The sequence below is a fragment of the Mesorhizobium sp. P2_C4 genome, assembly GCF_056404575.1.
Map to the genome: position 1 here is coordinate 419,684 of NZ_JBFUDT010000004.1, position 23,691 is coordinate 443,374.

Sequence of the window (23,691 nt, forward strand, 5' to 3'; positions counted from 1 at the left end):
CCGGGCGTCAATGAGGTCTGCCGACCGGGACTGTAGCATGCGATCTTTCCTGGTCCATCCGGTCCTTGCGGAGGAGAGACCGGGTTTCTTCGAGGCACTGCTTCCACCCGTTTCGTCCTGCATTCCGATCGAAATCCCGGCTGCAGGCTTCTGTTTTCTGGTGTTCGTCTCCTGGTGTCCTGTCCTCCTAGTTCAGCGGCAGGCGGCGATACGTCCCGGGCTTCACCGGATCGTGATATTTGTTGCACGGCCCGTTCTCGGCAAAGTCGCGGTGGCAGGCGGCGAGGTTTGCGCGCGACAGGGTGACGCCGAGGCCGTAGCCTTCGGGCACCCGCACGACATTGTTCCTCGGCGAGAACGGTCCTTCCTCGATGACGTCCATCGGCAGCATGCGAAACAGCGACTGGTTCGGTTCCCTGATCCAGCCGAGCGTCGCGCACAGATGCAGATAGGCCGCACTGCCGATGCCGCTGTCGCCACTGTAGCACCAGTAGTCGATGCCGGAATGTTCGCAGGCGCCGACGAAGCGCAGCATGCGGCCGATGCCGCCATGCACCGTCGGGTTGCCGACGAAAGCGTCCGGCACCTTGGTCTCCATGGCGCGCGCAATGTCGATGTTGTGGGTCGAAAACGGGATCGAGCAATGGCGGCGCAGCTCGCGCATTTCCTCGATGGTCGCCACCGGGTCTTCCCAGTTGCGCACGCCGAGTTCCTCCAGCGGCCGCGCCAGCCGCCGCGCTGTCGCCAGCGAATAGGCCTGGTTGGAATCGATGCGGATCATCGCATCGTCGCCGAGCTTTTGGCGAACCAGCTCGACCATCCGGAGCGAGATTTTCGGATCCTGCGTCGAGAACTTGCCTTCGAAGAACGTCGTTCCATAGGTCTCGTGCAGTTCGACGCAATAGTCGGCGACTTGCTCCGGCGTTGTCTCGCCTTTGACCTTTGGGCCATCGCCGCGCAGCGAGAAATAATCGGTGAACGGGATGTCCTTGCGCACCGCGCCGCCGAGCAGCTGGTAGAGCGGCTGCTTCCACGCCTTGCCGCGCAGGTCCCAGAGCGCCATCTCGATGGCGCCGAAGGCCATGATGCGAGTGCGATCGTTGATGGACTGGACACCGGTCCAGTAGGGCAGGCAGACTTCTTCCGCGCCGGCGATGTCGAAGGCGTCGCGGCCGACCAGCCGTGCCGCCAGAACATCGTTGATGATCGCCGCGGCGGCTGGCGTCGGCGCCTCGCCGAGACCGACGAGGCCGTCCTCGGTTTCGACCTCGACGATGGTCGGTGAGAAGCCGTCGAGCTCGCCGAACACCCAGGCGTAGGGTGCTTCGAGCCGCAGGTTGATTGGCGTGGCATGGATGCGGCGGATCTTCATCTCAGCCGCCGATTTCGAAGAAGGGCTTGCCCAGCAGGTCGGGCAGGACATCGATGCCGAGGCCCGGACCGTCCGGAATGCCCATGCGGCTGCCGGTGACCGGCGGCTTGTTGGAGGCGGTGCGCACCGTCACCCATTCGTGGAAGGCGATGGCGTGCAGCCTGCGTTCCTCCGGCGTCGACAGCGACAGATGCGCCATCGCGGCGGTATCGATCTCGGCGCCGCCGGTATCCTCGACGGTGATCATGAAGCCGAGGTCGACGGCAACATCGCGGATCTGGCGGGTCTTGCTGATGCCGCCCAGCCGCGAGATCTTCAGCGTCAGCCCGTCGGCCGCGCCCAGACGATGAATTTCCAGCATTTCCTCGAGCGACGTCACGGATTCGTCGAGCACCATCGGCTTGTCGAGCATGCGGCGCACCGACATGTTCTCATCGATCGTCGTGCAGGGCTGTTCGAACGTATAGTCGATGGCGCGTGTTGCATCCGCGAACTGGCGCGCCTGATAGGGCGTCCAGCCGGCATTGGCGTCGCAGAAGATGACGGTGCCCTTCGGCACCGAAGCGGCGACGGCGGCAACGCGCTCGATGTCGTCATTGACGTTGCCGCCGACCTTGACCTGCAGCCGGTGAAAGCCCTGGGCGACGATGCGCTTGGCGAGTGCCGCCATGGCGTCGACGCCGCCATGGGTGACGACCTTGTAGAGCTCCGCCGTCTCGCTCTCGCGTCCGCCGAGTAGCGTCACCAGCGGCACATCGGCGGCGCGCGCCGCCAGATCCCAGCACGCCATGTCGAGCGCCGACTTGATGTAGGGATGGCCCTTGAACACCGTGTCCATCAGCCGACCGACGCTGGCCAGTCCGCGCGGGTCGTGGCCGATCAGATGCGGCGCGATTTCCACGACGCCCGCGCGCGTGCCGGCAGGGAAGGCGGCGGAGTAAAAGTTGCCGAGTGGCGCCATCTCGCCCCAGCCGGTGACGCCGCTGTCCGAGGTGATGGCGACGATCACCGCGTCGAAGGCGTCGGCCTCGCGCCCTTTGGACATGCGGTAGGGTCCGTCCACGAACGGCTGCACGACATGGTAGGTTTTTATGGTCTTGATCTGCACGCTGTCTGTCCGTTGTCTATTGTGTCGGAGTGGGGCGGTTGGACCGGCGGCGGTTCAGCCGCCTTCCGGCCGGCGGCGCGCCGGGCCGGCACGATCGGCTCCTCCGCCCTTGGACGTCCGCTGTTCGAGGCCGCGCGCATAGGCGATCAGTTCCTCGTAGTCGAGGCCGATATGCTCCCTGGCGTGGCGCTGGGCAGCGCGCATGTCCGTGCCCTTCAGCAGTTGCACATAGGTCTCGTGCACGTCCTCGGCCGGCACCGGCTCGTTGCGCGCATGCTGGTGGAGCGCAAAATACATTTGCAGCCGGCTAGTCAGCCGCTGCCAGGTCTCCAGCAGCACCGAATTGTCGGCCCACTCATAGATCAGCCCGTGCAATTGCAGCGCCGTTTCGATCTGTCTTGTGGTGTCGAGATCGCGCGTCGCCTGCTTCACTGCCTCGTGGCGGCGGTCGAGCTCGTCGAAGAAGCGCTGGTCGCGCAGCTTCCAGGTCTGCTCGATGGCGAACTCGTCCATCACCTTGTTGAACGAATAGGCATCGTCGATGTCCTTGGCGGTGACGTCGATGACGAAGGTTCCGGCATAGGGGATGCTGGTCAGGATGCCTTCCTGCACCAGTTCGCGCATCGCCTCGCGCAACGGCGCGCGGCTGACCCGCATCTGTTCGGAGATTCTGAGTTCGTTGAGCTTCTGCCCGGGTTCCAGCTGGCCGGTCAGGATCGCGCGCCTGAGCAGCGCCACGATCTCGGCCCTGCGTGTCGTATCCGCGATCGGACTGAAATCCAGCTTCGCCATTCGGCCACTCCAGATGGAACCGAAAGCAAGACAAGCAGATTGTCGACAATCTAACAAGAGGGCGTTTTCGGGATTCTGACTTTTTAGATTGGCGGACGCACCCGAGACCGTTTCGAAATTCGCTCTGGCGAGTCATATGGTGGTGGTTTCGAGAACCGGAGCGCAGCGGACATTGGTCCGTGAGCACCGGAAGCGCAGAAACCGCCATCAGATGGCCGCCAGAGTAGAATTTCCAAGCGGTCTCTCAGGCCGCCCGGCCGTAGAAGCCGACCCGCTCCTCGTTGCTGAACATCACACCAGGCTTCTCGTAGTAGGAGAACACCGCGATCATCCGTTCGCGCTCGCCTTCGACGGTGGTGACGCGGTGAGCGGTGTTCTTGCCGCGAAAGACGTTCAGCGTGCCCGCCTTCATGCGCAGGATCTTGGCCTCGGGGTCGCGCCCTTCGAGCAGTTTCGCCACGCCGTCATAGTTGGGGTTGTCGTCCGAGCGGAGATCGGTGCGGTATTCGAGATCGCCGCCACCCTCGGCCGCCTGCAACAGCAGCGTCGTGGTGAATTCCGAACGGTCGAAATGCCAGTTCAGCGCTTCGCCGGCGCGATAGCCCATGACATTGGCGCGCGCCAGCGGGTCCTGCATCACATGCAGCTTCGTCTTGCCCATCGCAGCCGCCAGGAAGCGCAGCAGCGGTTCGTATTCGTAGATGGCGAGCACGACGCTGCCGGGGATCTGGTCGGCACATACCGTATGGCTGATGGTCTCGACCTTGCGTAGCGCCGGATGGTCGGGCGAAAGCTCGGGAATGTCAGGCTTGAAGTAGATGTTATGCATGCGCTTGTGCACATGCGAGCGCGTGTCCATCACCGGCTGGATTTCCCCGACCGCCTTTTCGGCGACGCCGGGCCGCAGAAAACCTTCGAGGTTGAACATGCCGTCGGCGGCCAGCGCCGCTCTGGAGGTTTCCAGGAGGTGTTTCCATTCGGCGCTGCCTTCGCGGTCGAGCGGGTAGCGGTCCAGGTCGAGAATGTCTTTCATGTCTCTTGCTCCAAAGCTGAGACCGCAGAAGACGGCAAAAAAATCTTTCTCTCAACGCCGAAAATTATTAGGGTTGCGAAAGAAAAACCTATGGATCCCTGATGGAACGGTTGCCACCGCTGAACGCGATCAAGGCCTTTGAAGTGGCGGCGCGTGCCGGCAGCTTCACGCTGGCGGCGACAGAACTTGGTGTTTCCTCCGCCGCGGTCAGCCAGCAGATCCGCAATCTCGAGACCTGGTTCGGCAAGCAGCTGTTCGTGCGCACGGAAAACCGCATCGCGCTGACCGATGCCGGCCATGCGATCTACCCGCAAACCGCACGCGCCTTGGGCGACATCGCCGCGATCGGCCAGCGCATGCTGGAAGGGACTTTGAGAACGCGGCTTGTCGTCAGCGTGCCGTTTTCGCTGGCCGAACTGTGGCTGGCGCCAAGACTGGCCGTGTTGCTCGAGGCCTTTCCGCACATGGCCATCGACGTCCGCGTCGAGGATGACCCGGTCGACATTGCGCGCCAGAACATCGATCTGCGCATCTCCTATGGCGACTATCACTATCCCGGCTTGAAGCTTGTCCGTCTCGTCCATGACGACGTCTTGCCGGTGTGCTCTCCGGAGTTCTGGCACCGGCATGGCAGCGGCGCGCCCGACCTGACCGAGCTGCACGAGAGCCTGTTCATCCACACCAACTGGGGTCCGAACTATGCCACGCATCCGAGCTGGGCGGACTGGTTCGCGGCCTCAGGAGGCAACCGCTCGCCCGATCCTTCGCATGGGCGGCGCGTCGGCCTGTCCAGCCTGGCGATATCAGCGGCAAGGCTGGGCCTGGGAATAGCGCTTGGCCAGCGGGTCATGGCCCACGCCGATCTGGAAGCCGGCCGCCTCATCGCGCTCTCATCCGTGTCGGTGCGCCTTGGCCATCCCTATTGCGCCTTCATGCCTGCGGCCAAGGCTGATCGCGCCGATGTCGCCGGGCTCGTCGCACTCCTTGGAGCAATTCCAGGAAAAGTGGGCAGCGGTTTTCCCGGGCAAAGCGCGTAGCGCTTTCCCTTGGGAATTGCGTAATACAAATATAGAAAACGGCGCCCTCGGCGTGGGAACCGAGGGCGCCACACGACCAGACCTGATGGGGGTTGTCAGGTGGCCGGTTTCTCCTGAGGCAATGGCGAGATCGGCATTCCGGGTCCGATCTTCTGCAGATTGCCTGTGATCACCTGGTCGCCTTCGGTCACGCCGCTCAGGATAGCCACCAGATCGCCGTTGATCGGGCCGAGCGAAACGATGCGCTGGTCGACTGTGTTGCCCTTGCCGACGACGTAGAGATATTTGCCGAGCTGGCTCGAGCCCAGCGCCGTCTGCGGCACCATCAGCGCATCAGGCTGCTGCTTGATGTGCAGCCTGACCCGAACATATTGGCCGGGCAGCAGCGTGAACTTGCCATTGCCGATCGTCGCCCGCGCCGTGATCGTGCCGGTCGAGGGATCGATCGTGTTGTCGATGAAGGTGAGTTCGCCCTTCTGGCGCGCTTCGGTATCGCCGGGCAGCAGGATGTCGACATCGATCGGCCCCGTCGCACGCGCTTCCTCGATCTGCGCCAGGTCGGTTTCGCTCGGATTGAAGGTGACGTAGATCGGGTCGAGCTGCACCAGCGTGTTGAGCACCGTGCCGGCGACGCTGACCAGCGTGCCGACGGAGGCTTGATTGCGGCCGATGCGGCCGGCGAACGGCGCCTTGATTTCAGCATAGCTCAGATTGAGCTCGGCCGTCCGCACCGCCGCCTGGTTGACGGCCAGCGACGCCTCCGCCTCGCGCAAGGTGCTGGTGCGCTGGTCGAACGCATCCTTGGCGATGTAGCCGCTCTTGGCGAGCTCGCTGCCGCGGCCAAGATTGGAGCGGGCATAGTCGAGCGTTGCCGTGTCGCGCTGGACCTGCGCCTTCGCCTGGTCGAGAGCCGCCTGGAAATCCTGCGGGGCGATCCTGTAGAGAAGGTCGCCTTGCTTGACGTCGACACCGTCGGCGGCAGCCTGCTCCTGCAGATAGCCCGGCACGCGCGCCTGCAGCGTGATGCTGCGGATCGGCTCGGTGCGGGCGGCATAGTCGAGATAGATCGGGATCGTCTTCTTGACGACGCTGACCACCGGCACCGGCATGACGAATGCCGCTGGAGCGGGCGTCGCTGCTGCCGTGCCGGCATTGAGGCTAAGATTGCCCATGTCGAGCCAGTGAACGCTCGCCACCGAGATCGCCCCCAGGGCGACAGCTGCGCCCAACGCGATTTTCCATTTACGCATGATCAGTCTCCAATCCTATTCAGCCGCTTGCGCCAGGGGCGCAAAAACGGGTTCGGCATCTGGTACGGTTGGTTCAGAAACGGCTTCGCCGACGCTGCGGCGTTCGCGCAGCTGTTCGATCACCGCGTAGAAGACCGGCACGAACACCAGCGACAGGATGGTCGCCGCGACCATGCCGCCAAACACGGTGGTGCCGATCGATTGACGGCTCGCAGCACCGGCACCCGTGGCGAACATCAGCGGCAGCACGCCGAGGATGAAGGCAAAGGCGGTCATCAGGATCGGCCGCAGCCGCAGCCGTGCCGCTTCCATCGCCGCGTCGACGATGCTGAGACCTTCCTCGCGCCGGCGCCGGGCAAACTCGACGATCAGAATGGCGTTCTTGGCCGCCAGGCCGATCAGCATGACGAATCCGATCTGCGAATAGACATCGATCTGCATGCCGCGTACCCAGAGCACGGCGAAGGCGCCGAACAGGGCTAGCGGCACCGCCAGCAGCACCATGAACGGCATCGCCCAGCTCTCATACTGCGCGGCGAGGATCAGGAAGACGAAGACGATGGCCAACCCGAAGACGACCGACGCAATCGAGCCTGCCTTGAGCTCCTGATAGGTGATGCCGGTCCATTCGAAACCGAAATCCCTCGGCAGGGCCGTCGCCGCCGCGCGTTCCATCGCTGCCACCGCCTGGCCCGAGGAGAAGCCGGGTGCGGCACCGCCGTTGATCAACGCCGACGCATTGTTGTTGTAATGCGGCACGGTTTCCGGACCGACGATCGGCACCAGCTTGCCCAGCGTGCTCAGCGGCACCATGCCGCCCGAGGCGTTGCGCACATAGAGCCGCGAAATGTCGGCGGCACCGGCGCGCGCATCCTTGTCGGCCTGCATCGTCACCCGGAAGGTGCGGCCGAACAGGTTGAAGTCGTTGACATAGAGCGAGCCGAGATAGATCTGCAGCGTGTTGAACACATCCGGCAGGTTGAGGCCGAGCAGCTTGGCCTTGTTACGGTCGAGCTCATAGTTGAACTGCGGCGTCGAGGTTGAGAACGACGAGAACAGTTGTTGCGGGTTGAGCTCGGGCTGTTTGCGCGCTTCGGCCAGCACGGCCTGCGTCGCATCGTTGAGCGCAATGGCGCCGCGGCCGGTCAGGTCCTCGACCTGGAATTCGAAGCCGCCAGTGGTGCCGATCCCGGGGATCGACGGCGGATCGAAGCTCAGCGCAAAGGCTTCCGGTATCTGCAACAGCTTCATGCGCACGTCGGCGACGAGTTTCGAGGCGCTCTGGTCTGGTCCGCGTTCATCCCATGGCTTGAGGATGGCGAACTCGACCGCCGAGTTCGACTGTGCGGCACTGGTCAGGAAGTTCAGGCCTGAGATCGAGCCGACGATATCGACGCCGGGCGTCGACTGCAGGATGTCGCGCGCCTTCTTCGCCACCGCGTCGGTGCGCTCAAGTGCGGCACCGTCGGGCAACTGGATGACGACGAAGAAGTAGCCCTGGTCCTCGACCGGAAGGAAGGTCGAGGGCAGGCGCTGCCAGACGAAATAGGTGGCGACCAGTCCGGCCGCGAACAGGCCGAGCATGATCCAACGCAGACGGATGAGGATGCGCACGCCGTGGGCATAGGCATGCGACAGCCGGTCGAAGCCCGTATTGAACCAGCGGAACAACACGAACTGCGTCTCGCCGCGATGGCGCAGGAAGGCGGCGCTGAGTGCTGGGCTCAATGTCAATGAATTGAAGGCGGAAATGCCGACGGAAATCGCCACCGTCAACGCAAACTGATTGTAGAGCCGACCGGACACGCCGGGAATGAAGGCAACCGGCACGAACACCGCCATCAGCACGGCGGTGGTGGCGATGATCGGACCGGTGACTTCTGCCATCGCCGCCTTTGTCGCGGCCAGTGGCTTGAGGCCGGCCTCGAGTTGTCGTTCGACGTTTTCGACCACGACGATGGCGTCGTCGACGACGAGGCCGATGGCCAGCACCATGCCGAGCAAGCTCAGCATGTTGAGCGAGAAGCCCAGCATCTCCATGACCACGAGCGTTGCGATCAGCGACACCGGAATGGCGATGGTCGGGATGATCGTGGTGCGCCAGCTTTGCAGGAAGATGAACACCACGGCGACAACCAGGATCAGCGCCTCGCCGAGCGTGATCAGCACGTCATGCATCGAGGCCGAGACGAAGCGCGTCGTGTCGTAGTGCATGGCGTAGCTGACGCCCTTGGGGAAACGGCCCGACAGCTCCTGCATCTTGTCTTTGACGCGCTGCTGCAGATCGAGCGCGTTGGAACCCGGCATCTGATAGACGGCGAGCACCACGGTCGGATCCTTGCCGAAGAAGGCCGACGACGAATACTGCAGCGCGCCGAGTTCGATGCGGGCGACGTCGCGCAGCCGCACCAGCGAGCCGGAAGCGGCATTGGCGCGCACGATGATGTCGCCGAATTCCTTCGGATCGCTCAACCGGCCGACCGCGTTGACCTGCATTTCGAAGGCAGTGCCGGCCGGAGCCGGCGACTGGCCGATCTTGCCGGCCGCCACCTGGACGTTCTGCTCGGCGATGGCGTTCTGCACGTCGACGGCGGTGATGCCGAGATTGGCGAGCTTGTCGGGGTCGAGCCAGATGCGCATCGAATAGCGCCGCTCGCCGAAGATCTGCACGTCGCCGACGCCGGGCAGGCGCTTCAGCGGATCGACGACCTGCAGATAGGCAAGGTTGCTCAGCGCCACCGGATCGACGGAGCCGTCCGGCGATGTTAGGTCGACGATCAGCACGAAGTTGGGGTTCTGCTTCTTGATCGTCACGCCGCCTTGGTTGACGATCGCCGGCAGCGAGGACGCCGCCTGCGATACCCGGTTCTGGACGTCGACGGCGGCAGTGCTGAGCGAGTAGCCGACGTCGAAAGTGATGGTGATCGTCGACGAGCCGTCATTGGAGCTCGACGACGACATGTAGGTCATGCCCTGGACGCCATTGATCTGCTGTTCGAGCGGCGTCGTCACGGTGTCGGCGACGACTTGCGCGCTGGCGCCGGGATAGTGGGCGCTGACCACTACCTGGGGCGGGGTGATGTCGGGAAACTGCGAGACGGGCAGCAGGAAATAGCAAATCGTCCCGGCGAGCACCATGATGATGGCGATCGCCGAGGCGAAGATCGGACGGTGGATGAAGAAGTTCACCATGAGACGCACGCCTCGCCAAATGCCTTGGCTTCACCAAACGCCCTGGCAACCCTCGACAGACGCCGGCTGCGCCCCGAACCGGGGTCCGTCAGAAAACCCGACGGCGCTTTGCGGCTCAGGCCTTGCTCATCGGCCAGCGACCGCAGCATCGCTTCAAACGACTGCGGGTCGACGCGGTCCGCCCTCATCACCAGCCGGATCATCGGATCCCGGATGGCTTCATCGATCGTCAGATCCTTGCGCTGCAACATTGGAGCGGCTCCTTGGCTTGCGATTCGCATCGGATGATCGCGAACCGTTTTTTGTCGTTCTCACCGGCCGAAGCCGCATGACTTGCAGTGTTCCTGCCCTATTTCGTCCCGGCAGGCCCTGTGGCGATACTGTCGTTGACGGGAGGCAATATGGGTGTTACCAGTAAGTAACATTCATGACGTTACAGACCGGTAACACCCTAGTCAAGAGGCGTGCCGGATTTTTAGGGAGACAAGGAGACTTCGATGACAGACGGCACTTCGGAACGCGTGCGCCCCCGGGATCGAATCCTGGAGACGGCGCAGGACATGTTTCACAAGCATGGCATCAAGGGCGTCGGCGTCGACGCCATCACCGAAGCCGCCGGCACCAACAAGATGACGCTGTACCGTCATTTCGAGTCCAAGGACGATCTGATCATCGAATGCCTGCGCGCCACCGCATCCAAGGCCGGCGCGATGTGGGATGCATTTGAGGCTCAGCATCCTGGCGACAAGCTCGCGCAGCTGCACGCCTGGGTTGGCAAGGCCGCCGATATGCTCCGGGCCGACGGCCGCGGCTGCGACATGGCCAATGCCGCCGTCGAGTTGAGCGAAACCGACCATCCGGCCAGACGCGTGATCAAGGAGCTTAAGCAGGCCCAGCGCGATCGCCTTGTGACGCTGTGTCGGGATGCCGGCATCGGTCAGGCGGAACTGCTCGCCGATACCTTGTCGTTGCTGCTTGAAGGCGCCCGCGTCAGCCAGCAAAGCGTCGGCGCCGAAGGCCCCAGCGCTCAGTTCGTGCGCATGGCGGAAGGGCTCATCGCCTCTTTCAGGGGCGCCGCGGCACGATAGATTGCCGCCGAAGGCTCCGTCTTCCCCCACGGAGCCTCGCCCTCCTTGCCTCTGACCGATAGGCCAGAACGAAAAAAGCCCGCTGCCGGGAGGAGGTGGCAGCGGGCTCGATTTCGAATGAGACGCGGGAGGAGGTGCGCCGCATTCAGCGTCGGCATCGCATCTGGGAGGAGTAGATGGCCGACACCCAGATATCTACCGATTGCTTAATGATTCGGCAACCATAAAAGTTGCATAGCTGGTGTGCAGAATTGCCGCATCGCCCGCCAATCCTCTGACAAATCCGGGCAAAGCGATCTTGCCCCGGTGCGCTAAGCTATTGAACCGGAACGTTTTCCTTGAAGATCAGCCGCGGCTCGATGAATTTCTTCGTCAAATAGGGCGCCGATGAGGCGATCGAGCCGAGCAGGCGGATGACCGACTGTTCGGCGATCAGCCGTGCATTCTGGTCGATGACGACATCGAGCAGGTCGTCGACGAGGTATCCGCGCGTTTCCTTGGTCAGATCGTGACAGATGAACACCGGTTTCTTCTGCGGCTTGGCTTCACGCAGCGCTTTCGCCACGCCTGAGCGCCCGGCGCCAACGCAATAGATGCCGAGCAATTCCGGCTCGTTGTGCAGCGCCTTCATCGTCGCCGTGTAGCTGCCCTCAGGTTCGTCGTTGATCTCGACCGCGCTGGTGATGGTCAGGTTGGAAAACTCTTCGCTCAGTACCGAGCGAAAGCCCATTTCGCGTTCCTCATGTCCGCGGTAGGAGCGTGAACCGACGACCATCGCCAGATGGCCAGGGCGCCCCGCCAGGAAGCGTCCCATCAGCAATGCCGCGGTGCGCCCGGCCACCCGGTTGTCGATGCCGACATAGGCCGAGCGCGGTGCCGCCGGAACGTCGGACACCAGCGTGACGAGGCGTATGCCGGCGTCGACGATCTCGCGCAGTATGTTGCGGGTTCTCGGATGGTCGACCGCAATGACGCCGACGCCGTTCGCCCTAAGCGAGAGGTTTTCGACAGCCGCCTGCAAAGCGCTTGGCGAGATGCCAGCAAGATTGTGGATCCGGCAGGAGGCGACCAGCGGCAGGCGTGCCGCGTAGTCCTCGATGTGGCCGGCCAGATCCATCATGAAGGCGTTGCTGCCGATCGGCAGGAAGAATTCGAGATGTGCCGGCCGCGAGGGCAGCGTCACCTGGTCGACGACGGGCAGATAGCCGAGCTGCTTGGCCGCCTCCATCACCCGTTGCCGGTTGGCGGCACTGGCGCCGGGCCGGTTGTTGAGCACCCGGTCGACGGTCGCCGTCGACAGCCCGCAGCTCCTGGCGATATCGGCAACGGTGGCTTTCATGGTCACAGTCATAGAGCATGATCCCGAAAAGTGGGAACCGGTTTACTCGGGCAAACGGGAACCGTTTGTCCCAAAAATCATGCTCCACAAACAGTTAGAGCTGATGCGATCTCCTGCCAGACAGCGACGTGAAGCAGCCGCGATGGCTGCTTAGCCGGGCCGCTGCGTGCCTTCGACGACGGCGTCGTGGATCTCCTTGTCCGACATGCCGGTGATGATGCGTTCGACCTCGGCGACATTGGTCTTTTTCGGGTCGATGTCGTCGGCAACCACCTTGCCCCTGCGCATGACGACGATGCGGTCGACCACCTGGAAGACGTGATGGATGTTGTGGGCGATGAAGATGCAGGAATGGCCGGAATCGCGGGCGCTGCGCACGAAACTCAGCACGCCTTGCGTCTCGGCGACGCCGAGATTGTTGGTCGGCTCGTCGAGGATGATGAGGTCGCTGTCGAAATGCATGGCGCGCGCGATCGCCACCGCCTGCCGCTCGCCGCCCGACAGCGAGCCGATCGGCGTCGTCGGCGGGATGTTCTTCGAAATGCCGACCTGCTTGAGCAGGTCGCGGGCAACCACGTTCATCGCCTCCTGGTCCATCCGGTTGAGGAAACGCGGTGGCTTGATCGGTTCGCGCCCGAGGAACAGATTGCGCGCAATCGACAGTTGCGTGACCAGCGCCGAATCCTGGTAGATCGTCTCGATGCCATGGGCGATGGCGTCGCTGGTGCTGCGCAGGTTCACCTTCTTGCCGCGGATGAAGATGTCGCCGCTTGTCAGCGGCACCGCCCCCGACAAAACCTTGATCAGCGTCGACTTACCGGCGCCATTATCGCCGAGTAGCCCGACGATCTCCCTTTCGTTGACATGGAAATTGGCGTCCTCGAGCGCCTGCACGCGCCCGTAGGATTTGCGGATGTTTTCCATGCGGATAAGCGGTTCAGCCATGGTTCAAGTCCCTGCCTGATGCCGGCGTTCCAGCCATGAATGCAGCGCCATCATCCCGAGGATGATGGCGCCGATGAAGATGTTGTAGGCAAGGCCGGGCACGCCGATCAGCACGATGCCGTTGCGCATCACGCGCAGGATCAGGATGCCGAGCACGGTGCCGATGATGGTGCCGCGTCCGCCAGTCAGCGCCGTGCCGCCGATCACCACCATGGCGATGACTTCGAGCTCGTAGCCGGTGCCGCTGTTGGGGTTGGCTGCCGAGGTGCGCAGCGAAGAAATGACGCCGGCGAACGAGGCCATCAGCGACGACAGCACGAACAGGCCGATCTTGACGCCGCTGACATTGACGCCGCGCGCCCTGGCAGCACTGGGGTTGCCACCGGCGGCCTGGATCCAGTTGCCGGTCCGGCTCTGCGTCAGCACGTAGCCGAGCGCTATTGCGGCGGCGATGAACCAGAACAGCGACATGTAGATGCGGAACGGACCGATGAAGAAATCGCCGACCAGCACTTCTGCGAGCCAACTGCCCTCGGCGCTCCAGGTGCGCTGCGGAAATCCGTCGGTGACGAACAAGGCGGTGCCGCGCACCACCAGAAGCATGCCGAGCGTGACCAGGAAGGACGGAATCTTGAGCTGCGTCACGAACCAGCCATTGATCAGCCCGATGAAGGCGGCGACCAGCAAGGCAACGACGAAGCCGACCTCCAGCGAGGTGAGGCCGCTGTTGAACAGCGTCCACATCAGCACCGGCGAGAAGCCGAACAGCGAGCCGACCGAAAGGTCGAATTCGCCCGATGTCATCAGCAGCGTCATCGCCAGCGCAATCAGGCCGAGCTCGACGGTGAAGGCCAGTATGTTGGAGATGTTCTGCGGCGACAGGAAGTCGTGGTTGAACCCCCAGAACACGGCGAGCTCGATGACCAGCAGCACGAAAGGCCCGAATTCCGGCCTCGCGATCAGGCGTTGAATGAGCGAACGATTTTCCAATTGGGACCCGCGGCATGATGGGGAATTGGCTGAGATCTGCACATCGTCTGCGCAGGCTCGGCGGAAGGGACAAGACAGCCGCGACCGCGGATACGGTCGCGACTGTTGGGTCTCGGATTACTTGCCGGACAGGATGTTGTCGTAGACCTGCGCGGTGTCCTTTTCGTAGAGCGCGCCGGTGATGACATTGAAGCCCGGAGGAATGCCGGCAGAAGCCATGGCGGCGAGCGAAAGCGCCACATAGCTGGTCGCCTGCGGGTCCTGCCACTGCCCGGCATTGACGTAGCCGTTCAGCACTTCCTGGGTGGTGTCGAGCGAGTTGCCCCAGCCGACGACAGGGATTTCGCCCGGCTTGATGCCGACCTGGTCGAACACCCGCTTGATCGAGCCGGTCACCAGATCGCCGAGGCCGATGATCGCCTTGACCTTGGCTTTGTTGGCGGTGAGGTAGTCGACCATGCGGTTGATCACTTCGGCCTGGTCGAGCGTGGCTTCGGTGATTTCATAGGTGATGCCGAGCGGTTCGAAGACGCTCTTGATGCCTTCTTCTTCCTGAACGCCATAGGTGGCGCCGGGCACTTCGACCGGCATCCAGACGAAGTCGCCTTTCTTCACCAGGCCCTTGTCGACCAGATACTGCGCCCAGTGCTTGCCGAAGGTTGTGTTGTCGCCGCCGACATAGGCGTTGAAGCTCGCCTTGGGATCGGGCGTGTTGAAGTTGATGATCGGAATCTTGGCGGTGTTGGCTTCCTTGGCGATCTCGACCAGGCTGCCCGGATCGGGGCTGGTGGTGACGATGCCGTCGGCCTTTGCGGATATCGCCGCGCGCACAGCCTCCTGCTGCGATGCCACGTCGCCATTGTGGAACGAGGTGTTGACGGTGTTGCCGGTATCCTTCGCCCATTGCTTGGCGCCGGCGAGAAAGTAGGTCCACACCGGGTCGGCCGGGCCGCCATGCGAAATCCAGTAGAAGGTCTTGGCCTGCGCCGCTGCCGGAATGGCCAGCGCCACAATCAAGCCAAGCACAAGTAATCGTAGCCTCGTCAGCATTTGCTTTCCTCCCATGTTGAAATGACCTCCCGCATCCGACGTTTGATCACGGCAAAGCCCTGATCGCATTTTCTTGCCAGCGCCGATCTGGATGCAGCAGAGCATTCCCTTTTTCGACGGTTGGCAAGCCTCCATCGATCAGTGGAAGTCAACGCAATCGCAGGCGCCATCAGCGGTCCCATCAGATTGCATCAGTTCGGGTGATATTTGTGTGAGGTAGGCGGGGTAGGCCTCAGCCGCGGGCGCCGTCCTGCCTGCGCTCAGCGCGCCAGCCGCGCCATGTCCTGCCCAGCCGGTCGACCGCCAGCGCCAGCACCAGCAGCGCGCCGACGGCGAAACTGGTCCATGTGGCATCGATGCCGAGCAGAGCGATCCCGCTCAGCACCGCCTGGATGACAAGCATGCCGATGGCGGCGCCGATGACGCTGCCGTGGCCGCCCGACAGTCTCGTGCCGCCAAGTAGCGCCGCGGCGATCGCCAGCAGCGCAAAGCCGTTGCCATCATTGGGCGAAATCGAGCCCTGCGCGCCGAGATGGACGACGCCGGCGAGCCCCGCAAGCGCGCCCATCAGCGCCAGCGCCGTCAGCCGGACCTTGCCGGTCGCGATGCCGGCATGGGCGGCGGCTTCGGGATTGCTGCCAGTCGCCTGTACCCGGTAGCCGAAGCGGGTCCGCTGCAGCACCACCTGCAACGCAAGCGCCAGCAGGACAAAGATCACGACCGTCGCCGGCACGATCCCGAAGGCCTTGCCGGAGAGCGTCGCAAAGAGGCTGCTGTCTCCCGCCGGCGGGGCAATCGCCTGTCCCTTGCCGAGGACCAGCGACAGCCCGTCGATCATCCACCAGGTGCCGAGCGTGACAATGAGCACCGGGACACGCAGTGCCAGCGCGAGCAGCCCGTTGACGAGGCCGATGCCGGCGCCGAGCGCGACGCCGGCCACAGCGGACAGCCAGGGATCGACGCCGCCACTCATCAGCAGCGCGGCAAGCAGCGCCGTGATGTGGAACACGGCAGCCACCGACAGGTCGATCCCGCGAACGGCGAGCACGAACACCATGCCGATGGCGAGCAGGCCGGGCAGGGCGGCCTGCTCCAGCAGCGCGACGAGACTGGCGGGCTCAAGGAAGGGGCGGTGCAGCAGGCCGAGCAGACCGATGAGCACGGCCAGCATAAGGACCACGCCCATCGCCCCTGGCAGGCGAAAGCTTCGCCTTGGCTTGGGCACGGCCGACCCCGCCAGCCGCGGGACGGTGACGGTTTCGGTCATGCCGCATCCCTCCGGCCTGTGGTCGCCTGCTCGGCCGGCGCGGCCGTCTCGTCGCCGGTGATCAGCCTGCGAACGGCAACCGCATCCATATCCGCGCCCGCCACCTCACCGGCAAGCCGGCCGCGATGGAAAGCAAGGACGCGGTCGCAAAGCCCGGCCAGTTCGGACATCTCGGTCGAGTGCATGAGCACGATGCAGCCGCTCGCCGCCATCTGGCGGATTGAGCCGTAGATCTCCTGCTTGCTGGAAATGTCGATGCAGCGCGCGGGATCGTCGAGCAGCACCACCTGCGGGCCGATCTCCAGCCACCTGGCGACGGCCACCTTCTGCCGGCCGCCAGCCGACAGCGTGCCGGCAAGTTCATCGGGACCGCTGCGGACACGCAGCGCCTCGATCTGCCGCGCCGCGCGCTCGGTTGCCGCTGCCGGTGAATACCAGCGCCGCCCCCAGTCGCGCGCGCCGACAACCACGCTGGAGAGGTTGAAGGCGATGGATCTGTCGGGCATCAGACCGTCGCCGCCCTGGTTCGAGATCAGGCAGATGCTGCGGCGCGCCGCTTCGGTCCGGTTCTTCGGCAGGCCATCGCCATCGGGAAAACGCACCTTGCCCTTGCGCGCCTTGCGCTGCCCGAACAGCATGGCAAGCAGATCCGACACGCCGGAGCCGGCGAGCCCGGCAAGACCGACGATCTCGCCGGCACGGGCGCTGAAGTCGGCGCCGGCAAGCCGGCCGCCGCTCAAGCCTGTCACGGCAAGCTGCGGCCGCAGCGTGCCGGCGACGGTCGACAATGAGCGCAACGGCACCGGGAACAGCGCGTGGCGCAACCGGCCGATCATGGCTTCCTCGGATGCCGTCAGTTCGTGCCGCGCCTTCGACAGCACGTCGCGGCCGTTGCGCATCACCGTCAGTTCGTCGGCAAGGCCAAGCGTTTCCTCCAGTCGGTTCGACACATAGAGCATGGTCATGCTCCTGGCCTTCAGCCCGTTGAGCACCGAAAACAGCCGCTCGCTCTGGCGCCGGTCGAGCGCTTCGGTCGGCTCGTCGAGCAAGAGCAGCCTCGGGTTCTCCAAAAGCGCTCGGGCGATGTTGACCAGTTGGCGTTCGGCCGCATCGAGTTCGCCAAGCGGGGCGCGGACGTCGACGGAAAGGCCGAGCTGGCGAAGCAGGTCGAAGCTGCGCGCCGCCATCTCGCGGCGGGAGACAAGGCCGCTGCGCAGCGGCTCGCGGTTGACGAAGAGATTGGCGAGCACGGGGCGGTCGGGAAAAAGCGCCGACTGCTGCAGCACCACGCCGATGCCGTGCTTGCGCGCGGCATTCGGACTGTCGAGGGCCACCTTCTGGCCGCCGATCTCGATCGTGCCGCTGTCAGGCCTCAAGATGCCGGCCAGCAGCTTGACCAAGGTCGATTTGCCGGCGCCGCTTTCGCCGACAATGGCGTGGATGGTTCCACGCCTGGCGGCAAGGCTCACGTCTTCGAGCACGGTGGTGCCGCCAAAGCGTTTGGCGGCATTGCGTACCAAGACCAGCGGCGTATCTGCCATATGAGCGGCCCCCCGACCGCGCGGCGATCTTGGAGTGATTTGCGTCCGCAGTCACCGGGGGTACAACATAAAATTGTGCTGATTGCCGCCGGTTCTTGGCCGCTGCTAGATGAGGTCGGCCCGGGCGAGGTCGCGCATGAGATGGCTGGCGCCATAGTTCCAGTGCGGGCAGTCCGGCGAAAGAAGCACGCGATTGACCAGCGCACCGAATTTCTCCGACGAGATGGTGACGATGTCGCCGACCTTGTGGGTAAACCCCTTGCCCTTTTCGCCGCGATCCTTGGATGGCACGAACATGGTGCCGAGATAGAGCGCCAGGCCGTCGGGATATTGGTGATGCGGTCCCATGGCAGCGGCAACCAGCTCTTCAGGCGAGCGGCTGATCTCTGCCATCGAGCTTGCGCCCTCCAGCGAAAACCCGTCCTCGCCCTCGACCTTCAAGCGCACGATGGCCTGCTTCACATCGTCGATCGAGAACGTGTCGTCGAACAGCCGGATGAACGGTCCGAGCGAGGCAGAGGCGTTGTTGTCCTTGGCCTTGCCGAGCAAGAGTGCGGAGCGCCCCTCGACATCGCGCAGATTGACGTCGTTGCCGATCGTGGCGCCGACGATCCTGCCGCTGCTGGCGGCGATCATGGCGATCTCCGGCTCCGGATTGTTCCAAGTGGAAACCGGATGCAGGCCGACATCGGCGCCGAAGCCGACCGAGGCCATTGGCTGGCATTTGGTGAAGATCTCGGCATCCGGGCCGATGCCGACTTCCAGATATTGCGACCAGGCGCCGCGCGCGATGAGCTTGGCCTTGATCTCCATCGCTTCCGGCGAGCCGGGTTTCAGCTTCGACAGATCATGGCCGATCAGCCCGGCAATGTCGGCGCGAATGGCGTCGGCCTTCTCCGCGGAGCCGCGCGCCTGCTCCTCGATGACCCGCTCCAGCAGGCTGACGACGAAGGTGACGCCCGACGCCTTGACCGCCTGCAGATCGACCGGGGAGAGCAGGTAGGGTTTTGCCGGATCGCGAGCAGCCTGGAAACTGTTGGCAGCGATCGCGTCGAGTGAACCGATCGGCTTGCCCTTGGCCGCGCGAACGTGGCCTGCCGGGTCAGCCAGCTCGCAGATGTCACGCACGGTCGGGGCCGCGCTCGAGGTGATGTCGAAGACCGTGCCGTCGCGCACCGTCGCCACCAGCGGATGCGAGGCATCGCTGGCCCTGGCGCGGCCGACGAAAAGACCCTCGGTCGGCAGATGCGTCGGGTTCGTCATGGCTTGGAATCCTCTGAGAGACAGAAAAGGTGAGCTTGGCCGGATCGGCGGCGGCACTTTCAACAAATTCCCCGCAAAGGTCTACCCGTCCCGACGATCGAAATACGCCGCTTTTTCGACCGCATTTCGCTTCACCGGATGCTCTTCGATTGCAATAGGTCGACGCTGAGCCGAAAACGCTCTTTCAAAATAATGAAATCGTCACTAGGATTTTCATTTCACGAAGCGCATTTCAGGTGAAGCCCTTGCCCGTGCCGTTTTCCGATCCGATCTGGCAGAAGCCGCAAACTGCAGCCAAATTCCGGTCGCTTTTCCCCGGCGGCCAAACCGCCGATGTCGTCATTGTCGGTGGCGGCATCCAGGGCCTATCGACGGCCTTGCATGCCGCCCGTCTCGGCATGTCCGTGCAGGTGCTGGACGCCGGCGAAATCGGCCAGGGCGCGTCCGGCCTGAATGGCGGCCAGGTCATCCCCGGTCTCAAATACGATCCGGAATGGCTGCTGCAGAATTTTGGTCCCGAACACGGCGAGGCGCTGGTCGATTTCGCCGCCTCGACGGCGGACGCCGTCTTCGATTTGATCCGCGACGAGAAACTGGCGGTGCCCTTCGTTCGCAACGGCTGGATCCAGGCCGCGCACACAGAGACGGCGCTGAAGGCGGCGGCCAACCGGGACCGGCAATGGCGGGCGCGTGGCGCCGATGTCCGGCTTTTGAGCCAGAGCGAGATCGCAGCAAAGACCGGCGCAAATGGTTATCTCGGCGGCTGGCTCGACCGTCGCGCCGGCGTCATCGATCCGCTCGCCTATGTCTCGGAACTGGCCCGGATTGCCACGGCGGCGGGCGTGAAGATCGGCGAGCGTCAGAAGGTTGTGCGGCTTGGCAAGAGTGCTGGTCTCTGGCGTATCTCGACTGAAAACGGCACGGAATTTCAAGCCAAGGCGGTCGTCCTGGCGACCAACGCCTATACCGGCGGTCTCGTCCCAGGCTTGGCTCAGACGATCGTTCCGCTGCATTCCTTCCAGGTCGCCACAGCGCCGCTGTCGTCCAATCTGGCGGCCACCATCCTGCCGGAGGGACAAGCGGTGTCGGATTCACGCCGCATCCTCGTCTATTACCGCAAGAGCGCCGATGGCCGGCTGGTGCTTGGCGGGCGCGGCCGCATGGCGCTGCCGACCAGCCCGGCCGACTGGGCGCATCTCGAGCGCGCCTTGCGGCGGCTCTATCCGGCATTGGCCGATGTCGCCATCGAGAAGCGGTGGTTCGGTCGGCTGGCGATGACGCCGGACCATCTCCCGCATATCCACGAGCCCGAGCCGGGCCTGTTGGCCGTGGTCGGCTGCCAGGGCCGTGGCCTCGGCCTGATGACCGCGCTAGGCGCGCGCGTGGCACTCTACCTCCACAGCGGCGACGCCATGCAGTTGCCGTTCCCCATTTCGCCGATCCGGCCGATCCCGTTCCACGCCTTTCGGCAGGTCGGCGTTGCCGCGACGATCGCCTGGTACCGCATGCTGGATGCGTTCGAGCGCTGATTTGTCTTGACAGTTTCATGAATATGAAAAAAGCTTAGGCAATTTCAGATTGCCGATGGACAGTCCGATGTCGACCATCGTTGCTACAGAAGCGCCGGCAACATCCCGATCGTCTTCGGGGTTCCGCTTCGCCATGCTGCTGCCGGGCGCGCTGGTCACCTTCCTGCTGATCCTGTTTGCGCTTGGCCTCGTGCTTTTCCTTGCCTTCCGCAACAATGACGGTTCGCTGCTCGGCGCCGGTTTCACTTTGGCCAATTTCGTCAGCGTGGTGTCCGATCCGCTCTACTGGACGGTGACGCTGCGCTCGCTGACCATTGCCGGCCTGGTGACGCTGGCAACCGTCGTCACCGCCTATCCCGTCGCCTACTATCTTGCCTTCCATGCCGGCCGCCGCCGCGGCCTGCTGCTGTTTCTGGTGACGTTGCCGTTCTGGACCAGCTACCTCCTACGCGTCTTCGCCTGGAAGATCGTGCTTGCCTACAATGGCGTGCTGAACTCGGCGCTGATCGAAAGCGGCATTTGGTCCGAGCCGACGCTCGCCTTTCTCAACACACCGGCCGCCGTCGTCGTCACGCTTGCGCACGCCTATGCGCCCTTCGCCATCCTGCCCATTTATGTGGCGCTGGAGACGATCCCGAAATCGCTGCTCGAAGCCGCGTCAGACCTTGGCGCAAAACCGTTCAGCAGCTTCCGCCGCGTCGTGCTGCCGAATTCGATGCCGGGCGTGCTGGCGGCCGCACTCGTCGTCTTCGTGCCGACGGTCGGCGACTATGTCACCCCGGCGCTGGTCGGCGGCCCCGCCAGCACCATGATCGGCACGCTGATCCAGGCCGAGTTCGGCAAGGCCAATGACTGGCCCTTCGGCGCCGCACTTTCCGTCGCCGTCATGCTGGTCATCCTCTGCGTGGTGCTGGTCGTGCGCTTTGCCGACCGCCGCTTTGGCAGCCGCACATGAGTGCGGCGCGGACAGAATCCGGCGGCCGCTGGCTCGGCGTCTACGTGCTTGCCTATCTGGTCTTCCTCTATTTGCCGGTATCGCTGATCCCGCTGTTTTCCTTCAACGATTCGATCCAGGCGGCGTTTCCGCTGCAAGGCTTTACCCTTGCATGGTATGCGACGCTGTTCGGCAATTCGGCACTGTCCGGCGCGCTGGCCAACAGCCTGGTGATCGGTGTGATCGCCGCCTCTGGCGCCACGCTCTGCGGCATCACGGTGTCCTACATGGATCTCTACGGCCGCTCCCCGCTTGCCGCCACCATCAGCACCATCGCCCGGCTGCCGATCCTGATCCCCGGCGTCATTGTCGGCATATCGTTGTTGATCCTGGTCAACCTGCTCGGCTTCGGCCCGTCGCGCATTGCGATCGTGCTCGGCCACATACTGGTGGGGTTGCCGACGACGGTGGTGGTCATGCGCAGCCGCTTTGCCGTCATCCCCAAGACCATCCGCGAGGCAGCGCTTGATCTCGGCGCTTCCGACTGGACGACGTTCAGGCGGGTCATGCTGCCGCTCAGCCTGCCGGCCATCGTCTCGGCCTTCATGCTGGCCTTCCTGACCTCGTTCGACGAGTTCATCGTCGCCTTCTTTCTTGCCGGCACCGAGCCGACGCTGCCGCTCTACATCTGGAGCCAGCTGCGCTTCCCGAAATCGCTGCCGACAGTCATGGCGCTGGGCACCGCGATCCTCGCCGTGTCCTTCATCATTGCCGGCCTTGCCGAATTCCTGCGCCATCGCGGGCTCACCGCCGCTCAGCGGCCGGCGCCCGCCAATCCGTCCAAACCAGAAGAAACCAAAAGAGGAGAACTGCAATGGCATTCGACCTGAAATCGATAACCGGAAACAAAGCTCGCGCCGGACTGGCCGCCTTGGCACTGGCGCTGTCGTCGACCGTCGCGTTTGCGGGCGACAAGCTGCAATATTTCACCTGGTCGGGCTATGAACTGCCCGACTTCAACAAGAGCTTCCTGGCCGCGCATCCCGATGGCGTCGAGGCCTCGATGTTCGGCGATGACGACGATGCCTTCACCAAGGTCAAGGCCGGCTTCCGGCCTGACATTGCGCATCCCTGCTACGACAAAGTGGCGCGCTGGAACAAGGAAGGCCTGCTGCAGCCGATCGACACCAAGCGCATCAAGAACTGGGATTCGATCTTCCCGGTCTTCAAGAACCTTCCTGACATTCAGGCCGGCGACGGCAAGGTCTGGATGGTGCCGTGGGACTGGGGCAACACCTCGATCCTCTACCGCACCGATCTGGTGAAGAACCCGGAGGCCAGCTGGAACCTGCTTTGGGACAAGCAGTATGCCGGCCGCATGGCGACCATCGACGCCGTGCATGACACACCGGTGGTGGCGGCCCTTCTGGCCGGCGTCAACCCGTTCGACATGACGCCGGAGCAAATGGACAAGGTGGCGGAAAAGCTGCGCGAGCAGCGCCCGCTGCTCTCCAACTACACCACCGACATGACCTCGGTGGAACAGGCGCTGGCCAGCGGCCAGTTGGTTGCCGCCATGACCTGGAACGCCTCGGCCACCTCGCTGAAGAAGCAGGGCGTGCCGGTCGAGTTCATGAAGCCGAAGGAAGGCATGCTGACCTGGTCCTGCGGCTTCGTCATGCTCAAGGACGCCAAGAATGTCGACCTCGCCTATGACTTCATCAACAGCCGGCTGGAAACGGACTCCGGAAAATACCTGATCGAGGCCTATGGCTATGGCAGCTCGACCAGCTCGGCCTTTGCCGCGGTGCCGAAGGAGGAGCTGGAGAAATTGCAGCTGCCGTCGGATCCCGAAGTGATGCTGAAGACCACCGTCTTCACCGGACCGATGAAACAGAATGACGACCTCGCCAAGATGTTCGAAAAGGTGAAGGCGGGCGGCTGACGCAGCGCTGACCTCG

At 63.8% G+C, this 23,691-nt stretch carries 20 protein-coding genes; 6 read left to right on the plus strand and 14 right to left on the minus strand.

All coding sequences use genetic code 11. The features are described from left to right. Nucleotides 1-187 precede the first annotated feature (187 nt). The 4 genes from AC1DX6_RS18365 to AC1DX6_RS18380 form a co-directional block, all read right to left on the minus strand. Nucleotides 188-1,372: a mandelate racemase/muconate lactonizing enzyme family protein gene (locus tag AC1DX6_RS18365; protein WP_477315809.1), complete on the minus strand. Its 1,185-nt coding sequence runs from the start codon at nucleotides 1,370-1,372 to the stop codon at nucleotides 188-190. 1 nt (nucleotide 1,373) lies between these two features. Continuing rightward, a complete protein-coding gene (locus AC1DX6_RS18370) occupies nucleotides 1,374-2,480 on the minus strand; it encodes a mandelate racemase/muconate lactonizing enzyme family protein (protein ID WP_477315811.1) in 1,107 nt (368 codons plus the stop codon). A gap of 54 nt (nucleotides 2,481-2,534) precedes the next feature. After that, nucleotides 2,535-3,272 carry a GntR family transcriptional regulator gene (locus tag AC1DX6_RS18375; protein WP_477315813.1) on the minus strand — a complete coding sequence of 246 codons (738 nt, stop codon included), beginning with the start codon at nucleotides 3,270-3,272 and terminating at the stop codon, nucleotides 2,535-2,537. 244 nt (nucleotides 3,273-3,516) lie between these two features. Next, on the minus strand, nucleotides 3,517-4,305 hold the full coding sequence (locus tag AC1DX6_RS18380) for a HalD/BesD family halogenase (RefSeq protein ID WP_477315815.1): 789 nt from the start codon (nucleotides 4,303-4,305) through the stop codon (nucleotides 3,517-3,519). A 101-nt stretch (nucleotides 4,306-4,406) separates the two neighbouring features. Between AC1DX6_RS18380 and AC1DX6_RS18385 the strand changes: the two genes are divergently transcribed. Then, a complete protein-coding gene (locus AC1DX6_RS18385; protein WP_477315817.1) occupies nucleotides 4,407-5,342 on the plus strand; it encodes a LysR substrate-binding domain-containing protein in 936 nt (311 codons plus the stop codon). A 95-nt stretch (nucleotides 5,343-5,437) separates the two neighbouring features. Here the strand turns inward: AC1DX6_RS18385 and AC1DX6_RS18390 are convergent, their stop codons facing one another. From AC1DX6_RS18390 to AC1DX6_RS18400, 3 genes are read right to left on the minus strand one after another with little or no spacing between them, the layout of a single operon-like run. After that, complete coding sequence (locus AC1DX6_RS18390) at nucleotides 5,438-6,592, minus strand: efflux RND transporter periplasmic adaptor subunit (RefSeq protein WP_477315819.1); 1,155 nt, start codon at nucleotides 6,590-6,592, stop codon at nucleotides 5,438-5,440. A 15-nt stretch (nucleotides 6,593-6,607) separates the two neighbouring features. Continuing rightward, nucleotides 6,608-9,784 (minus strand): efflux RND transporter permease subunit, encoded by a 3,177-nt coding sequence (locus tag AC1DX6_RS18395; RefSeq protein ID WP_477315821.1) that lies wholly within the window; start codon nucleotides 9,782-9,784, stop codon nucleotides 6,608-6,610. Continuing rightward, a complete protein-coding gene (locus tag AC1DX6_RS18400; protein ID WP_477315823.1) occupies nucleotides 9,778-10,035 on the minus strand; it encodes a hypothetical protein in 258 nt (85 codons plus the stop codon). The genes AC1DX6_RS18395 and AC1DX6_RS18400 overlap by 7 nt, the downstream gene beginning before the upstream one ends. Nucleotides 10,036-10,281: 246 nt before the next feature. On the opposite strand from AC1DX6_RS18400, the gene AC1DX6_RS18405 reads away from it, so the two are divergent. Beyond that, a complete protein-coding gene (locus tag AC1DX6_RS18405; RefSeq protein ID WP_477315825.1) occupies nucleotides 10,282-10,872 on the plus strand; it encodes a TetR/AcrR family transcriptional regulator in 591 nt (196 codons plus the stop codon). Nucleotides 10,873-11,188: 316 nt separating this feature from the next. Here AC1DX6_RS18405 and AC1DX6_RS18410 read toward each other — a convergent pair whose 3' ends face one another. The 7 genes from AC1DX6_RS18410 to AC1DX6_RS18440 all read right to left on the minus strand — a co-directional run bounded on the left by AC1DX6_RS18410 (nucleotide 11,189) and on the right by AC1DX6_RS18440 (nucleotide 19,267). Next, nucleotides 11,189-12,211 carry a LacI family DNA-binding transcriptional regulator gene (locus tag AC1DX6_RS18410; RefSeq protein WP_477316466.1) on the minus strand — a complete coding sequence of 341 codons (1,023 nt, stop codon included), beginning with the start codon at nucleotides 12,209-12,211 and terminating at the stop codon, nucleotides 11,189-11,191. 150 nt (nucleotides 12,212-12,361) lie between these two features. Further along, nucleotides 12,362-13,156, minus strand: coding sequence for an ATP-binding cassette domain-containing protein (locus AC1DX6_RS18415; protein ID WP_477243398.1), 795 nt, complete (start codon nucleotides 13,154-13,156; stop codon nucleotides 12,362-12,364). A 3-nt stretch (nucleotides 13,157-13,159) separates the two neighbouring features. Next, nucleotides 13,160-14,146: an ABC transporter permease gene (locus tag AC1DX6_RS18420; RefSeq protein WP_477315827.1), complete on the minus strand. Its 987-nt coding sequence runs from the start codon at nucleotides 14,144-14,146 to the stop codon at nucleotides 13,160-13,162. A 117-nt stretch (nucleotides 14,147-14,263) separates the two neighbouring features. Continuing rightward, on the minus strand, nucleotides 14,264-15,196 hold the full coding sequence (locus AC1DX6_RS18425) for a substrate-binding domain-containing protein (protein WP_477315829.1): 933 nt from the start codon (nucleotides 15,194-15,196) through the stop codon (nucleotides 14,264-14,266). Nucleotides 15,197-15,428: 232 nt separating this feature from the next. Continuing rightward, nucleotides 15,429-16,463 (minus strand): ABC transporter permease, encoded by a 1,035-nt coding sequence (locus AC1DX6_RS18430; RefSeq protein WP_477315831.1) that lies wholly within the window; start codon nucleotides 16,461-16,463, stop codon nucleotides 15,429-15,431. Further along, nucleotides 16,460-18,004 (minus strand): sugar ABC transporter ATP-binding protein, encoded by a 1,545-nt coding sequence (locus tag AC1DX6_RS18435; protein WP_477315833.1) that lies wholly within the window; start codon nucleotides 18,002-18,004, stop codon nucleotides 16,460-16,462. The genes AC1DX6_RS18430 and AC1DX6_RS18435 overlap by 4 nt, the downstream gene beginning before the upstream one ends. Nucleotides 18,005-18,109: 105 nt before the next feature. Continuing rightward, nucleotides 18,110-19,267, minus strand: a complete 1,158-nt coding sequence (locus tag AC1DX6_RS18440; RefSeq protein WP_477315835.1) for a fumarylacetoacetate hydrolase family protein — start codon at nucleotides 19,265-19,267, stop codon at nucleotides 18,110-18,112. Between the two features lie 245 nt (nucleotides 19,268-19,512). Here AC1DX6_RS18440 and AC1DX6_RS18445 point away from each other — a divergent pair, with 245 nt between their 5' ends. From AC1DX6_RS18445 to AC1DX6_RS18460, 4 genes are all read left to right on the plus strand, one after another. Next, on the plus strand, nucleotides 19,513-20,796 hold the full coding sequence (locus AC1DX6_RS18445) for an NAD(P)/FAD-dependent oxidoreductase (protein ID WP_477315837.1): 1,284 nt from the start codon (nucleotides 19,513-19,515) through the stop codon (nucleotides 20,794-20,796). Nucleotides 20,797-20,863: 67 nt separating this feature from the next. Further along, nucleotides 20,864-21,751, plus strand: coding sequence for an ABC transporter permease (locus AC1DX6_RS18450; protein WP_477315839.1), 888 nt, complete (start codon nucleotides 20,864-20,866; stop codon nucleotides 21,749-21,751). Next, nucleotides 21,748-22,620 carry an ABC transporter permease gene (locus AC1DX6_RS18455; protein ID WP_477315841.1) on the plus strand — a complete coding sequence of 291 codons (873 nt, stop codon included), beginning with the start codon at nucleotides 21,748-21,750 and terminating at the stop codon, nucleotides 22,618-22,620. Before AC1DX6_RS18450 ends, AC1DX6_RS18455 begins: the two co-directional genes overlap by 4 nt. Further along, nucleotides 22,605-23,675, plus strand: a complete 1,071-nt coding sequence (locus AC1DX6_RS18460) for an ABC transporter substrate-binding protein (protein ID WP_477315843.1) — start codon at nucleotides 22,605-22,607, stop codon at nucleotides 23,673-23,675. Before AC1DX6_RS18455 ends, AC1DX6_RS18460 begins: the two co-directional genes overlap by 16 nt. Nucleotides 23,676-23,691: the final 16 nt, after the last annotated feature.

Bases quoted from the DNA above. Each gene is read 5' to 3' on its own strand.
- AC1DX6_RS18365 (WP_477315809.1), bottom strand. From the start codon at position 1,372: ATGAAGATCCGCCGCATCCATGCCACGCCAATCAACCTGCGGCTCGAA.
- AC1DX6_RS18375 (WP_477315813.1), bottom strand. From the start codon at position 3,272: ATGGCGAAGCTGGATTTCAGTCCGATCGCGGATACGACACGCAGGGCC.
- AC1DX6_RS18380 (WP_477315815.1), bottom strand. From the start codon at position 4,305: ATGAAAGACATTCTCGACCTGGACCGCTACCCGCTCGACCGCGAAGGC.
- AC1DX6_RS18385 (WP_477315817.1), top strand. From the start codon at position 4,407: ATGGAACGGTTGCCACCGCTGAACGCGATCAAGGCCTTTGAAGTGGCG.
- AC1DX6_RS18390 (WP_477315819.1), bottom strand. From the start codon at position 6,592: ATGCGTAAATGGAAAATCGCGTTGGGCGCAGCTGTCGCCCTGGGGGCG.
- AC1DX6_RS18395 (WP_477315821.1), bottom strand. From the start codon at position 9,784: ATGGTGAACTTCTTCATCCACCGTCCGATCTTCGCCTCGGCGATCGCC.
- AC1DX6_RS18400 (WP_477315823.1), bottom strand. From the start codon at position 10,035: ATGTTGCAGCGCAAGGATCTGACGATCGATGAAGCCATCCGGGATCCG.
- AC1DX6_RS18405 (WP_477315825.1), top strand. From the start codon at position 10,282: ATGACAGACGGCACTTCGGAACGCGTGCGCCCCCGGGATCGAATCCTG.
- AC1DX6_RS18410 (WP_477316466.1), bottom strand. From the start codon at position 12,211: ATGAAAGCCACCGTTGCCGATATCGCCAGGAGCTGCGGGCTGTCGACG.
- AC1DX6_RS18415 (WP_477243398.1), bottom strand. From the start codon at position 13,156: ATGGCTGAACCGCTTATCCGCATGGAAAACATCCGCAAATCCTACGGG.
- AC1DX6_RS18425 (WP_477315829.1), bottom strand. From the start codon at position 15,196: ATGCTGACGAGGCTACGATTACTTGTGCTTGGCTTGATTGTGGCGCTG.
- AC1DX6_RS18430 (WP_477315831.1), bottom strand. From the start codon at position 16,463: ATGACCGAAACCGTCACCGTCCCGCGGCTGGCGGGGTCGGCCGTGCCC.
- AC1DX6_RS18435 (WP_477315833.1), bottom strand. From the start codon at position 18,004: ATGGCAGATACGCCGCTGGTCTTGGTACGCAATGCCGCCAAACGCTTT.
- AC1DX6_RS18440 (WP_477315835.1), bottom strand. From the start codon at position 19,267: ATGACGAACCCGACGCATCTGCCGACCGAGGGTCTTTTCGTCGGCCGC.
- AC1DX6_RS18450 (WP_477315839.1), top strand. From the start codon at position 20,864: ATGTCGACCATCGTTGCTACAGAAGCGCCGGCAACATCCCGATCGTCT.
- AC1DX6_RS18455 (WP_477315841.1), top strand. From the start codon at position 21,748: ATGAGTGCGGCGCGGACAGAATCCGGCGGCCGCTGGCTCGGCGTCTAC.
- AC1DX6_RS18460 (WP_477315843.1), top strand. From the start codon at position 22,605: ATGGCATTCGACCTGAAATCGATAACCGGAAACAAAGCTCGCGCCGGA.